Origin of the sequence: Bradyrhizobium mercantei, from assembly GCF_001982635.1 — a bacterium.
Lineage (GTDB): Bacteria > Pseudomonadota > Alphaproteobacteria > Rhizobiales > Xanthobacteraceae > Bradyrhizobium > Bradyrhizobium mercantei.
This window is the reverse complement of the sequence record NZ_MKFI01000002.1, coordinates 1,246,236-1,260,421: the sequence shown is the minus strand read 5'-3', so window position 1 is coordinate 1,260,421 and position 14,186 is coordinate 1,246,236. Positions and strand designations below refer to the sequence as shown.

Below are 14,186 nucleotides of genomic sequence, written 5' to 3'. Positions count from 1 at the left end.
TTGGCAAGTTTTCTGCCAACAGCTGTCAACTGCATTGCCAAATGTGCGCGTTTTAAGCGGAGGTTTTTCCTATGTTGCAGTCGTACATTATCTTTGCAGAAGCATTGAAGCGTTTGCGCGCGGACAAGGACGGCGTCGTGTCGTTCGAATACGTGATCGTGGCCGCTTGCGTGGTCGCCGCCGTGGCTGCTGCGTTCGGTACGGGTGGTGCGAATACGCTCGCGACGACCCTGAGCACCGCCATCACCACTGTCGGTACCGCGGTTACCACTGCGGTTACGACCCACTAAGTCCGAGGGCGGCATTTCCGGAGGGGGCATTATTTCATGCCCCCCGCCTTCCCTGAGGCGTTTATTTCATGAATTGGATTGCGTCCACGACCTCGTGTCTGGAAATCGCATTGTTGTTCTATGTCGCAACGATCGATATCGCGACACGGTTGATCCGAAACGAAATTTGTCTTGCGCTGGCGTTCCTCGGGATCGTCGGTCAGTTGGCCAGCCCGATGCAGATTGGCCAGTCGCTGATCGTCGCCTCGATCCTGTTTCTTCTGCTCTTCGTGATCTACCAGCGCGGAATGATCGGCGGCGGCGACGTCAAGTTGCTGGTTGCCCTGGCAATCGGTCTGCCGCTGAGCGGCGTGATCCAGTTGTTGATGGCAACCGCATTGGCCGGCGGCGGCCTGGCCGTGGTGCATCTGGCGATGCGCCGCCTGCCACAACCGAAGCTGGCGCCGGCCGGCTCGTCGCTGGTGCGAAGGGTCTACGCGGTCGAACGCTGGCGTCATTTGCGACATGCGCCGCTGCCCTACGGGGTGGCCATCGCATGCGGCGGTATCTGGACTATTTTGAGCAAAGGATTTTGACATGTCCTCCGCATTGCGCGTTTCAATCATCATGGTGCTGTTGCTTGCGGCGACGGCGCTCGGGCTCATTGCCTACAACATGAACCAGCCGAAGGAGACGGTTGCGCAGGTCGTGGAGCACAAGCCCGCGGCGGCCGCGCCCGTGACGGTTGGCTACTTCGTAACGACACGCGTGCTCTCGAAAGGGACGCTGGCGCGCGACGAAGATTTCACCGTGCGTCAGGCTGCACCGGATCGCGTCCCCGCAGGGGCGATCCTCGAAAGCCCGGACACCAAGGCCGGACTTCCCGGTTCGCTGGTTCGCAGGTTCGTCGACGCCGGCAGCGCCATCACACTGGATGACATCCTGCGCCCGAAGGATCGCGGCTTCCTCGCCAGCGTTCTGGCGCCCGACAGCCGCGCCATCAGCATCAAGGTCGACGAGGAGACCGGCGTCTCCGGTCTGATCAGGCCGGGCGACAACGTCGACGTGGTTTTGACCCAGGTGTTCGAGAAGGCGGCTCCGGTGAAGCGGGCCGTCAGCGAAACCGTGCTGTCCAATGTGCGCGTCATCGCGATCGACCAGGAGATTGCGCAGGGCGGACGTCCCATCGCCAATACCGTCGGCAAGACCGCGCAAACCGTCTCGCTGGAGCTCAAGCCGGATCAGGTCAAGAAGGTCGCGGTTGCCAAGCAGCTTGGAACGCTCTCGCTCGTCGTCCGCGCTGCGGCCGAGCAGTGGGACAAGGCCGACACCGGCGTGACCTCCAGCTGCGATGTGTCGCCCGAGTTGGCACGCCAGAGTGCGGTTGCCGGCCAGAGCACCATGGTGGCGATCTATACCGGCAGCGAGGTCAAGCAATACTCGGTCAGGAAGCAGGATTTGGACGACGACGCGAGCGTGGGCTGCGACGTGCAGGCGGGGCCCGAACCCCAGACCACGGCCGCGGCCGGAGACGTCGGCAAGGGCGCGGAGAAGCGGTGATGAGTGTGAACATGGCAGTGATGGAACAAACGACAGAGCCGACGTCCGTTTCCACGCGTAACCGCATCGTCTGCTTCGTGAACGACGAGCTGAGTGCTGCGGCCCTTCGCAAGGGTCTCGACGGCAGCAACCTGGTGATCCGGCGGGGCACCATCCGTCATGCCACGCGCATGCTGGAGACCGACACCGAGCTGTCCGGGCTGGTGACCGATATCAGCGGGGTCGATGACCCCTTCACCGAGCTCGAACGGCTGGCCAGTGTCTGTCCGCCCGATGTGAAGGTCGCCCTGATCGGTGACAACCGGGAGATCACCTTCTACCGCGAACTGATGGAGATCGGCCTTACCGAATATCTTCCGACGCCGATCACCCGGGATATGGTGCTCGACCAGCTGCGTCCGAAGCTGCTTGGCGACACCGCGCCCACTCAAAGTGACCGCGATCGCGGCGGGCATGTGGTGTCGATCTGCGGTGCGCAGGGTGGCGCCGGCGCGACCAGCGTCGCGATCAACCTCGCGCTGCAACTGGCCGAGACCACCAAGGCCAAGGTCGCGCTGCTCGACCTGCATCTGCAGGGCGGCGAGACGGCGGTGATGCTCGGCGTTCGCCCCGGACCAGGCTTGCGCATTGCGCTTGAAAACCCGATGCGGGCCGACACGTTGTTCCTCGAGCGCGCGGCGATCGAGGTGAACGACCGGGTCTGCCTGATTTCCGGCGACGAAGATCTCGATGCCAAGCTCGACATCACCGAAGCCGGTGTGCGGCACGTGCTGGGTCTGCTCCGGCAGCGATTCAACTACGTCGTCGTCGACGTGCCGGTGCCGTTCCCTGCATCGATCTATCCCGTGATTCAGATGTCGCGTCACGTGCTGGTGCTGCTGGAAGCCGAAGTGACCGGCCTGCGCAACGCCCATGCGCTTCGCAATGCCGTCACCAACATCGCCGGCAAGGATCGGGTGTTTACCCTGCTCAATCGTGCCGACCGCGCCGGCGGGTTGCCCAGGGCGACAATCGTCAAGGCGCTCGGCGCGGAGCCCGACATGGTGATACCAGATCTCGGCAAGGGAATGACCCAGGCGGTCAACCTTGGCGTTCCCGCGCTCAAGCACGTATCCAAGCTTCGGCGTCACCTCGCCCCGATCGTACGAGAGATCACTGGTGTCGGCTCCATGAAAAAGGCCGGCTGGAAGAGGTGGCTCGGGCTATGAAAAAGTTCGGCAGGCGCGCAGACGAGATGCCGGTGCGGATGCCCGGAGCGGTGCCGGACGTGCCGGCAGCGATGGCAACGGTGCGGCCGGTGCCGCCTCCCTTGCCGGAGGAGCCGGGTACGGCGTCACCGGCGCTGAGCCTGTTTGCACCGACGCCGAAGCATGAAGAGCCCACGACGCACCATCCGGTGATGTCCGCATCGCTGCGCGAGCGCGTCATCGAGCAGATCGAGCCGTCGGTGGCCACCACCGTGCCGCGCGACGTCCTGCGGCGGCAGATCGAGGAGATCATTCACGGCATCGCCAACCAGGAGCGGCTCGAATTGTCGGGCCGCGAGCAGCTCTTCCTGGCGGAGGAAATCGCCGACGACATGACCGGCTACGGACCGCTGCGTCCGCTGCTGCTGGATGAGTCGATCAACGACATCATGATCAACGGGCCGAGCAACGTCTATGTCGAGCGCAGCGGCAAGCTCGAGCGGGTCGCGGTCCGGTTTCGCGACAACGATCACATCGTCTCCGTCGCGCAGAAGATTGCTTCGCAGGTCGGACGGCGCGTCGACGAGTCCAGCCCGATGGTGGACTGCCGTCTACCCGACGGCAGCCGCGTCAACATCATCCTGCCGCCGCTGGCAATTCATAGCCCTTGCATCTCGATCCGAAAGTTCCCGAGCCGGCGTCTCAATATCGCTGGGATGATCGAGAACGGCACGATGACCCCCGCGCTCGGACAGCTGTTGGAGATTGCCTCGCGCTGCCGGCTCAACGTCCTGGTTTCCGGCGGCACGGGCTCGGGCAAGACGACACTCTTGAACGCTCTCAGCCAGTTCATCGACAACAGCGAGCGCATCGTCACGATCGAGGACGCCGCGGAGTTGCAGCTCCAGCAACCGCATGTGATCAGCCTGGAGACGCGGCCGCCCAGCCTCGAGGGAACCGGGCAGGTCACCCAGCGCGATCTGCTGTGGAACGCGCTGCGCATGCGCCCCGACCGCATCGTCGTCGGCGAGGTGCGCGGCGCCGAGGCATTCGACATGCTGCAGGCGATGAACACCGGCCATGACGGATCGGTCTCGACCGTGCACGCCAACAGCACGCGCGACGCGCTGACCCGCGTCGAAAACATGGTGCAGATGGGCCAGGTCAATCTGCCGTCGCGTGCGATCCGCGCCCAGATCGTCGCTGCCCTGGATATCATCGTGCAGGTCGAGCGCATGCGGGACGGCCAGCGTCGCATCGTGCAGGTCAGCGAGGTGATCGGCCTGGAAGGCGAGGTGATCACCACCAACGACATCGCGCTGTTCGAATACAAGGAAGAGGACGTTCACGGCCGGATTTCGGGCACCTACAGGTCGACCAATGCGGTCCCGAAATTCAAGAGCCGGCTGGTTTACTATGGGCTCGATCGGGCCTGGGCGGATGCGATGAGGCAGATCTGATGTCGTGGCCCCTGGTCATTGTTCTGGTGCTTCTGGTGTGTGCGGCGGCCAACACGCTGTGGCTCGATGCGCGCCAGCGGCGGATGGAACGGCACCTCGAGGTCGCGCTGCCGATCGCTGAAGCAGAGGCGCTGGTGTCGATCCGTCGCCGGGCGCAGACGTCGCGTTGGCACCTGCTGCAACGCTTCGTCAATTACCGTCCCGATATCGTGTATTTGGTGCGGCCGGTCTATGTGCTGCTTGCGGCGTGCCTGCCGGTGGTGATGATCATCTATGCCAACGGGATCCTGAAGTTTCCTGGAGAATATGCCGCCATCGCAGCCGGAGTTGTGGCCCTCCTGACGGTGCGTGGCCTGTTCGGGTGGCAGCAGCGCCGCTTCACCGATCTCCTGTTCCGTCAGCTTCCCGATGCCGTGCAGCTGGTGACCAGCACCGTTCGATCGGGGCTGCCTGTCCACGAAGCGTTTCGCACCATCGCCAAGGAAATGCCGCAACCGACGGCCGGGCAATTCGCGATCGTCTGCAGCGAACTGAATTTCGGCAGGTCGCCGGAGGAAGCCGTGGAAGCCGTTTACCGGCGAACGGGCGTGGCGGAGTTTGCGATGTTCGCGGTCACGCTTGCGGTGCAACTGAAGACCGGAGGCAGCCTTGCCGAGACGTTGGCGACGCTGGGCGAGACGGTGAGGCAGCGAGTTGCGCTGGCGCAGCGTGCCAAGGCGTTGGCGGGTGAGGTCATCTTTTCATCGCGTGCGCTCACGGCGGCACCGCTGATCGTCGGTGGGCTGCTCTATATGATCAATCCGCCATCGGTCGATCTGCTGTTGTACGATCCGGTTGGGCACATGCTGCTCGCCTTCGTGGTGTGCTCGGTCCTGTCGGGGCACTTCGTGATCCGCTGGATGATCAGAAGGGAGACGACGCTATGACGGCTGCTGTCAGTCTGGCCGCCCTGGCCGTCGTGGCGGCGGCCGCGACCTTCCTGTTGATCATCCGCGAAGTCCACCTTCGGGCGCTGGACACGCGTGTGTCGAACGCGGTGCTGGGCATTCCCGACCAGAGGGCCGCGTCGAAGGATTTGATCGGCTGGCTCTCGTCGGTCGGTGAGCGTTACAGGCGCTTTTACGGCCAGGAAAATCTCGACGACCTGCGGCTGATTCTGCAATCGGCCGGGTTCAATCACCACCGCACGCTGCCGATCTGGATCGGCTTCAAGACCGTGAGCACGTTTGCGTTCCCGGCCGCGGCCTTTACGCTCTCGCAAATCGTCGGCGGTTCGTTTGGTGACGTGATCATCCTCACGTTGCTCGGCGTCGCGATGGGAATCATGTTGCCGCGGCTGATCCTGTTCGTCCTGAAGCGGCGCTTCGACAAGGCGATCCGGACCGGCACGCCCGACACCATCGATCTGCTCGTCGTGTGCAGCGAGGCGGGCATGGGTCTGGAGAGCGCGATCGAACGCGTGGCGGACGAGATGAGGGAGGCTAATCCGGCGATCGCCCATGTGTTGCACGATTTGCTCAACGATCTGCGGATCCTGCCGAACCGCGCCGACGCATTCGAGAAGCTGGCGATGACGTCGGAAGGCCTCCGCCGGTTCGGCACCATGGTCAGCCAGAGCCTGCAATACGGCACGCCGCTCAGTCAGGCGCTGCGCAGCATCGCGGTCGACCTGCGCCGCGAGCGCATCACCAAGCTGGAGGAGCGGGCGCACAAACTGGGCGCCAAGCTCACCGTTCCGATGGTGTTGTTCCTGCTGCCGGCGATGTTCGTCATCCTGGGCGCGAGCCCGTTCATGCATCTCATCCGGACATTCGCCAACATCGGTATGAAGTGAGCCATGAGAACCAGCATCCGTCCAATCGTAGCGTGAAGGTGCCGACGTGCAGCATTCTTTGCCCTGTCGGAAATGGAAGAGACGCCATCGCTCGCTGATCGCGGATCAGCGCGGCGCTGTTGCGGTCGAGATGCCCATCATCTTCCTTTTCCTGTTCATGGCGGTCCTGCTGCCGCTGGCCGACCTCGCGCTGGCGGGCTTCCAGTACGTATCGGCGCACGCGGCACTGCGGGCGTTCGGGCAATCCATCCAGTATTCCACGCCACCCGACGTCACGAACTCGAGCAGCAGTTGGGTGACGACGGCGATCGCCAAGGCCGATCCTCGTTTCCCGATCAACAGCCTCCAGTTCATGTGCGGCGACACCTATGCCGTCTGCGACAACACCAACTCCGATCCCTCCAAGCCGAAGTATTTTCGCTATTCGACAACGATCACGTTGACGCCGATGGTGCTGCGGACGGCGCTGTGCAACAGCGGCAGCACCAGCAATCCCTGTGCGTTCACGCTGTATTACTCGGAACGGTTTCAATAGGTGCTTCCATGCGTAACATGCTCCGTTGCCGTCGAGGTTCAGCCGCTTTCGCAACCGTCGTTGCGCTGGTGCCGATGATCGGAATGATGGCGCTCGGCGGTGAGGCCGCGTCGTGGTACGCGGTCAAGCAGCGCGCCCAAGGCGCGGCCGATGCTGCCGCCTATGCGGGTGCCCTGCGGGTGGCGTGCGGCAGCGCTGCGCAGCCCGGGGTGACCTGCGACAATGCGCAGCTGTACGATTGGCGCGGTAAACAGGCTGCTGCCCAGAATGGATTCTGCAATGCGAACGACACGTCCTACCCCGGCACCAATTGTTCGACGAGCCTCCCGAACACCATCACGCAGACCGTCCAGATCACGTCGCCGGCGACGTGGAACGGAGCCGCGGGCACTTTCGTCCAGGCCGTCGTTACCCAGCAGCAGCCGGTCTATCTGGCTGCGATCCTTGGTCTGTCGACGGTCACGGTGACCGCGACGGGCGTCGCCCAGGTCAGCAGTTTGGCGCAACCCCCGTGCGTGCTGGCGATTACAGGCTCCGTTACGTTCCAGGGCAGCCCGACCGTAACGTCGCCAACCTGCGGCATTTCGTCGGACAGCACGGCGTCTAACGCGATCGGCTTCAAGGGCAATTCCGGCATCCAGGTGAATGCGCCGAGCTATACCGTCGGCGGTTGCTCCCAGACGGGGGGAAGCCAGTGCACGAACGTGAAAACCTATCAGCAACCGATCCCCGATCCGTTAGCCGGATTGGCCACTGCGATCGGGGCGTTGAAGGTGCCGAATGATTTTCCGAACAGATCGTGCGGCGGCTCGACACTCGTTTCTTATGAAGTCGGCCAGTGCGTGAATACCAACGGCAACCCGTCGCTGCCTGCCTCTCCGCTGAACGGCACGTACTATCTTACGGGAAACCTCAGGATCAATGGCAGTCCAACCATAACGGGAACGGCTACCTTCATCATTTTCGGCGGAGGATCGCTCACGATCACCGGAAACCCGAACATCCAATTGACGGCTGTGAAGTCGCCTGCGGGGCCGTCCGCATTGTCGGCATCGGCAAAGGCTCTGTTGAAGGATGTTCTCATCTATGACGATGAGAAGAACAGCACCGTCAACGTCACCGGCAGCTCAACCAGCTATTTCAACGGCACGGTCTATGTTCCGAACAGCACCGTTCAGTATGGCGGCAACGCCTCGGGCGCGCCCAGCTCCGGCTGCTACCAGGTCATAGCCGCCGCTGTGACATTCAAAGGCAATACGAGGCTGGACAATTCCACCTGTCAGGGAGATGGGGCAGCAAGGCCTAACGTTCAGAACGTCTTTCTGGTGGCGTCATGAGACGGCTCGACCAGCGTGGCGTGGCGGCCCTGGAGTTTTGCCTCGCTGCCGTGCCTCTGTTCACCCTGATCTTCGCGATCCTTGATTTCGGGCGCTACACGATCACGATCCAGTCGTTGCGTATGCTTGCCGACGCCAGCGCGCGGGCGAACATGATCAAATGCTACACGCCCGCTGTAATAGCATCCAACTCACCATCCACGTGCACCGGTGACTATCTGGCGGATGCAGACAAGCAGACCATCGCTCCGTTCCTGTATGGCGCCGGACTCACGCCGACGGTGAGCACGGCGGCGACCGCGACCGCGGGAGGAAATGCGCTTGTCGTGACGGCAAGGCAGACAGGCTTCACCATGCTGGTGCCGATCTGGGGCTCGACGTTCAACGCGCCGAGCGCGTCGACCAATATTCCATACTGAGAAGACCCGAATCGTCGAGCGATCCGGGGGCTGTCCGGGGGCCGGCAGCCGCCGGAGCTGCCCGTGCCGGCTGGGCAGGCGCGCGGATAACCCAAGCGGGCTACGGAAGTGGTGCGCGGTGGCAACATCGGCAAGTTTTCTCAGGGCTTGGCGCAGGCCGGTGGGGCTCTTTCCTTGCAATCAAGGCGCGTGGCGGGGGATGATCTCCCTGCCGCCATTTGCGGCCCGGCGTGTGGGGATGCGTTTAAACTGAGTTGCGTTTTTTCTTCAACTCAGCGCGCCGGGGAATGGGAATTCGCAAGTAACGATTTGTAGTCGGACAGACTGTAAGCTCTACGGCGTGGTGCAACGGGAGTGATCGGGACGCCGAGGCCGTAGATCTACGGAGGTCGTCGCGGAAACGCGGCGAAGGGGATTGGCATGATGGGAAGTCGCGTTTCGAGTGATGCGGGGCTTGGACTGGTCGCCTTGAGCGCGATGGCGTTTGGCGCTGCGATTACCCTGTTTCATTTCGCCGATCCTGCCGCGGCCGCGGACCGGCGGGCCCCGTCGTCAAGCAGCAGCGGCGTCTTCGTCAGCGAGATGAGCGACGTCCAGCGCGTCCGGGTGACCGTCAACAAGTCGCGCACCTTCAGGGTCGACACGGCGTTCTCGTCGATCGTCGCGGGCTCGCCCGATATCGCCGACGTCAAGTCGCTGAGCGACCATCTGATCTACGTGCAGGGCAAGAAGACCGGCACCACCAACGTCATCCTGTTCGACGGCTCGATGAAGCAGATCGGCATCCTCGACGTCGAGGTGACCATCGATATCGGCAATTTGCAGCAAAACATCCAGACCGGCACCGGCACGCGCGGCATTCGCGTGTCTTCATCCGAAGGCCAGGTGGTGCTGAGCGGAACGGCGGCCGATGCTGTCTCCGCGGAGCGGGCGATGACGATTGCCCAGGGCATGGTTCCCCAGGGCGGCATCGTCGTCAACGCGATGAGCGTCGCTGCGCCGCAGCAGGTGATGCTCGAGGTGCGCTTCCTCGAGGTCAATCGTCAGGCAGGGCGTGACCTCGGTGTGAACCTGATGGCGGCCAACGCCAACGGCACCAATATCGCGAACACGGGATTGGGAGGGGTCACTGCGGCTGGCCGGACCCCGATCGGCGGCATCAATACCAACAACGGCCCCTTGGGTGCCGGTGGCAGTCCTGTCGGTGCTCCTCCCACAGGCAGCCTTCCCGTGCTCGGGACGCTCGGAACGCTCGCGGGCTCCGTCGGCGGCGTGGTGACGCCTCCGTTCGGAAGCCTGCTGACCAGCATTCTGAGGACCAGCAACGGCAGTTCGGTGGACCTGCTGATCACCGCATTGGAAACCAAGGGACTGGCGCGCAGGCTTGCGGAGCCGAATTTGACCACGCTGTCCGGCGACGCTGCGCGCTTCCTGGCAGGCGGCGAGTTCCCGGTGCCGGTCGCCTCGACGGTGGCCGCGGGCGCGCTGCCGACCGTGACCATCGATTACAAGAAGTTCGGCGTCGAGCTGGCCTTCGTACCCACCGTGCTGTCACGCGGCGTGATCAACCTCCGCGTCGAGCCCTCGGTCAGCGAGCTCGATTTCAACAACGCGGTGACAATCGCCGGCACCACGATCCCGGCACTGACCCGCCGCGACGCGCGCACCACGGTCGAGCTGCGCGACGGCCAGAGCTTCGCCATCGCCGGCCTGCTGCAGACCCGCAACACGCAGGACGTCTCGCAACTGCCGTGGATCGGCTCGGTGCCGGTGCTCGGATCCCTGTTCAGCAGCAAGTCCTACCAGCAGCAGGAAACCGACCTGGTCATCATCGTGACGCCGCGCCTGGTCGCGCCGGCGGTGCCCGGCCAGCAACTGGCATCGCCGCTCGACTCCCGCCTGCCGGCCAATGACGTCGACTTCTTCCTCAATGGCCAGATGGAAGTCCGCAAGCGCTACAACGACTATGTCAATTCCGGCGGCGACGTGAAGGGACCCTATGGCCACATCATCGCGCCTGACGCGGTCGTTCCCGCACCGCAGCCGGCGGCCGTTGCCAACCAGCCGGTCGTGAAGACCCTGAATTAGAGGAGGCGAGGGATGACCATCAGATACCTGGCACTGCTCGCTCCCTTCCTGCTCGGCGGCTGCTACGGCGTTTACGGGCATGACGAGATGGACCGTTACGTCCAGCGTTCCGACACCATCACGATGAGTGCCGGCAATGCCAAGGACGTCAACGCCGCCACCCACACGATCCACCCGTGGCCGGCCTATGTCGGCGATCGCCGGATCGCGTATGACGCGCGGCGGACAGGCGAGGCGGTGAAGCGCTACGGCGTCACAGGGCGACCGGTCGATCAGCTGCCCGATATGGGCGATCCGACCAAGGCGATGGGCCAGCCGCCGCCCGTCACCACGATTCAGAATGTCAACACGACCGGATTGGGCGCGGGCACCGGTGGATCGGTGGCCGTCGGGGTAGGCGGCCCCAAGTAATATCCTTGCCGCGCGGCCGGGTGCCGGGGCGGGGACTTGGAAGGGACATGCGACGTTGGTTTCTGGCGCTGGCCTCGGTGTTTCGGTCGTGCCGTCTGTTTATCGTAGGTAGTTTCGCGATGGTGTTTCGAATGGGGCAAGCGATGCGCTGGACTTGGGGAACGGGGCGAGGATTGCATCGTCTCGCGCCGGCGTTGATCTGTTGCTGCCTGGCGACCGGCCTTGGAGCCTGTGACTACACGACGCGGGAAGCTGCGATCGTCGCGCCCGTGGATCCGCCGGGCGGCGATCCGGTGCAGGAGCCGACCGACGTCAAATACTATCCCTCCGATGAGCCGGTGCGGATGGGCCTCGAGCAATACAACCGCGGCAATTACGGAATCGCGCAGCGCTATTTCAAGGATGCGGTCGAGAAGGCACCGAAAGACGTGACGGCCTGGGTCGGGCTCGCGGCGAGCTACGACAAGATCCGCCGCTTCGATCTCGCCGACCAGGCCTATGCGCAGGCGATCCGGATCGGCGGCGAGACCGTCCAGATCCTCAACGACCAGGGCTACTCCCTCATGCTGCGCGGCAATCTGAGCGGCGCGCGGCGGAAGTTCGAGAAGGCGTATTCGCTCGATCCGGGCAACCCTGTGATCGCCAACAACCTCGAGCTTCTCAACGGCAGCCGGAAGTTCATCGAGCGGCCGCCGAACAATCAGCCGTAGGCTGATGACTTCGCCCCGGTCGCGTGGGTGCTTCCGGGCCGCAGTGCAAAAAGCACCTGATCAGCGCCCGAGCTTCACGTCGAGCACGGCGCCGAGGATATCGGCATAGTCGTCCGTCCAGGCGACCCGCGCGCCGGGATCGAGGCGCGTCCATCCCTGCGCCGGCAAATCGCCGAGATCCTTCACATCGCGGGCGAACACCACCACGTCGGATGCGGTCCGAATGTCGTTTTCGCTCGTCGCCGGGGGAAACTGAAGCTTGCCGAAGGCGACCAGACCTTCTGCCAGACCGACCGCAGCGGCCGGTCCCCGCAACGCCATGTGCCGGTTCGAGATATGCAGAACGATCATGCCGTGGGCGGTGAGGTGCGACAGATATCCGGCGAACGCCTCGCGCGTCATCAGGTGCACGGGAATCGAGTCGGAGGAGAACGCGTCGAGCACGATGAGATCGTAGCGCTCCGCCGATGCGGTCAAGGTCAGCCGCGCATCCCCGAGCACGATGCGGATATCCGGTCCGCATTCCCCGAGGAATCGGAACAGGGCCGGATCGCGTGCGATGCGGGCCACTTGCGGATCGAGCTCGAAGAACGTCCACGCCTCGCCGATCTGGCGATGGCAGGCGAGGCTGCCGGTGCCGAGCCCGACGACCGCGACCCGCTCCAGCCGTCCTTGCGCGCTGCGGGCCGCCGCTACGGCGTCGCTGATCGGCCCGCCGACATAATAATAGGTGGTCAGTTCGGGGCGGCCGCTGACCGGCGTTCCATCCGGATTACGAACGCGTTCCGCTCCATGCAGTGTCGTTCCATGCATCAGCAGGCGAAATTGCCCGGAGCGGTCCTCGACCACGCGATGCACGCCGAAGAAGCTGCGGACCTGCTCGATCGGCGTGAACAGGGGATCGAGCCTGGCGATCGCGAAGCCGAGCACCGCGAGGCCGAAGAACCAGGCCGGTTGCCGGCGCACCAGCACCATGGCGCCGGCCAGCACAATCAGCGCGATATCGATCGGCAGCCCGGCGCTGGCCGGCATGCGCACGCGCAGCCACATGATGCCGAGGATCAGCGCGGCCAACGCCAGACCGGCGGCACTTTGCCGCAGGAACCGGCCCGGCCCGCCGTCAAACGCGCCGGGCATTGCCAACAAGGCGGCCAGCACCAGGATGGGATATTCGGCGACGCCGTTGAAGATGTGCGGTGCGATCAGCCCGGCGAACAATCCGCCAACCATGCCGCCGAACGAGGTCCACAGATAGAATTCGGTCAGACGCGCCGGCTGCGGCCGGCGGCGATAGAGCTCGCCGTGACAAGCGAGCGCGATCACCAGAAAGCACGCGAGATGCACCGCGAGCAGGGTGCCGAAATACGGCCGCGCCAGCGTCGAAGCGGTTGCGACCAGCGCGACCGCGGCGAACGGCACGAGCTTCAGCACAAGCCCGTGCGCCACCCAGGCGCGCTCGCGGAAGATCGCCACGAAGGTCAGAAGGTAGAGCGACAGCGGCAGCACCCAGAGGAACGGTGCTGCCGCCAGGTCGACCGAGATCGCCGCGGTGACGGCGACCACGAGACCGGCCGGAATCGCGGCGAGCACGGTCCACATCGTCCGTTCGGCGATCGTCGGAGCAGTGGCCGCGCCCGCGCTTGCCTGGCTGATGGAAGGCTTGCCGGCGCCGGCGACGATGACCGCCGCAGCCACGATCAGCGCGGTCAAAAGCAAATAGCCGAGCGACCACATCAGAATCTGCGTGTGTAGCGTAGACAGCGGCTCGACCACGAAAGGATAGGTCAGGAGCCCGACGAACGATCCCAGATTTGATGCCGCATACAGCAAATAGGGATTGGCTGCCTGCGGATGACCGCTCACCGCGAACCAGTTTTGCAGCAGGGGAGCGGTCGCAGCGAGCGCGACGAAGGGCAGGCCGATCGATGCGGCAAACAAGGCCAGCAGCCAGAGCTCGATCCCTTGCTGCGGCGCGACCTCGAAGCCGTGGGCGATGCCGACCGGCAGCGTCGCGGCGGCAACCGCCAGCAGCGCGAGATGGACGAGGGCCGATGGTCCCGGCGACAGCGTGCGGCTGAGCAGATGGGCGTAAGCATAGCCGAGCAGCAGTGCCGACTGGAAGAAGACCATCGCGACGGACCAGATGGCCGCCGCACCGCCGAGCCGCGGCAGCACCATCTTTGCAAACATCGGCTCGATCGCAAACAGCAGCAGCGCCGAAAGGAAAAGCGCCGCGGGATAGATCACGGGCGCGAAGCGCAAGGCCGGTGCGGAGATGGTCCGAAGATTGACCTGGTCATCAATATGCATGGCGTTCTGAAATCGCTTGCGGCACGCGGTGCCAAATCAACATCGAAAAAATCGGCGACAACGGAA

Annotated in this window: 14 protein-coding genes; 13 read left to right on the top strand and 1 reads right to left on the bottom strand. The window is 64.1% G+C overall.

Going from position 1 to position 14,186, the window contains the following annotated elements; all coding sequences use genetic code 11:
• The first annotated feature begins 71 nt into the window (after positions 1–71).
• From BI327_RS13475 to BI327_RS13415, 13 genes are all read left to right on the top strand, one after another.
• Positions 72–290, top strand: a complete 219-nt coding sequence (locus BI327_RS13475; protein WP_076860660.1) for a hypothetical protein — start codon at positions 72–74, stop codon at positions 288–290.
• 68 nt (positions 291–358) lie between these two features.
• A complete protein-coding gene (locus BI327_RS13470) occupies positions 359–865 on the top strand; it encodes an A24 family peptidase (RefSeq protein WP_076860659.1) in 507 nt (168 codons plus the stop codon).
• A gap of 1 nt (position 866) precedes the next feature.
• Complete coding sequence (cpaB, locus tag BI327_RS13465; protein WP_076860658.1) at positions 867–1,829, top strand: Flp pilus assembly protein CpaB; 963 nt, start codon at positions 867–869, stop codon at positions 1,827–1,829.
• The gene (locus BI327_RS13460; protein WP_245334791.1) at positions 1,829–3,037 is read left to right on the top strand and encodes an AAA family ATPase; all 1,209 of its coding nucleotides are present in this window, start codon (positions 1,829–1,831) and stop codon (positions 3,035–3,037) included. The genes cpaB and BI327_RS13460 overlap by 1 nt, the downstream gene beginning before the upstream one ends.
• Positions 3,034–4,476, top strand: a complete 1,443-nt coding sequence (locus tag BI327_RS13455; protein ID WP_076860657.1) for a CpaF family protein — start codon at positions 3,034–3,036, stop codon at positions 4,474–4,476. Before BI327_RS13460 ends, BI327_RS13455 begins: the two co-directional genes overlap by 4 nt.
• Positions 4,476–5,402, top strand: coding sequence for a type II secretion system F family protein (locus BI327_RS13450; RefSeq protein WP_076860656.1), 927 nt, complete (start codon positions 4,476–4,478; stop codon positions 5,400–5,402). Before BI327_RS13455 ends, BI327_RS13450 begins: the two co-directional genes overlap by 1 nt.
• A complete protein-coding gene (locus BI327_RS13445) occupies positions 5,399–6,310 on the top strand; it encodes a type II secretion system F family protein (protein WP_076860655.1) in 912 nt (303 codons plus the stop codon). The genes BI327_RS13450 and BI327_RS13445 overlap by 4 nt, the downstream gene beginning before the upstream one ends.
• Positions 6,311–6,440: 130 nt before the next feature.
• Positions 6,441–6,845, top strand: a complete 405-nt coding sequence (locus BI327_RS42285; RefSeq protein WP_076860806.1) for a hypothetical protein — start codon at positions 6,441–6,443, stop codon at positions 6,843–6,845.
• A gap of 8 nt (positions 6,846–6,853) precedes the next feature.
• Entirely contained in the window at positions 6,854–8,182 is a 1,329-nt protein-coding gene (locus BI327_RS13435; protein ID WP_159450443.1) for a pilus assembly protein TadG-related protein, read from the top strand.
• A 20-nt stretch (positions 8,183–8,202) separates the two neighbouring features.
• The gene (locus BI327_RS13430) at positions 8,203–8,601 is read left to right on the top strand and encodes a TadE family protein (RefSeq protein ID WP_394329849.1); all 399 of its coding nucleotides are present in this window, start codon (positions 8,203–8,205) and stop codon (positions 8,599–8,601) included.
• A gap of 420 nt (positions 8,602–9,021) precedes the next feature.
• Complete coding sequence (locus BI327_RS13425) at positions 9,022–10,689, top strand: type II and III secretion system protein family protein (RefSeq protein WP_076860652.1); 1,668 nt, start codon at positions 9,022–9,024, stop codon at positions 10,687–10,689.
• A 12-nt stretch (positions 10,690–10,701) separates the two neighbouring features.
• Positions 10,702–11,100 (top strand): hypothetical protein, encoded by a 399-nt coding sequence (locus tag BI327_RS13420; protein ID WP_076860651.1) that lies wholly within the window; start codon positions 10,702–10,704, stop codon positions 11,098–11,100.
• Between the two features lie 47 nt (positions 11,101–11,147).
• Positions 11,148–11,810, top strand: a complete 663-nt coding sequence (locus BI327_RS13415; RefSeq protein ID WP_245334790.1) for a tetratricopeptide repeat protein — start codon at positions 11,148–11,150, stop codon at positions 11,808–11,810.
• 60 nt (positions 11,811–11,870) lie between these two features.
• Here the strand turns inward: BI327_RS13415 and BI327_RS13410 are convergent, their stop codons facing one another.
• Positions 11,871–14,120, bottom strand: a complete 2,250-nt coding sequence (locus BI327_RS13410; RefSeq protein WP_083742054.1) for a fused MFS/spermidine synthase — start codon at positions 14,118–14,120, stop codon at positions 11,871–11,873.
• Positions 14,121–14,186: the final 66 nt, after the last annotated feature.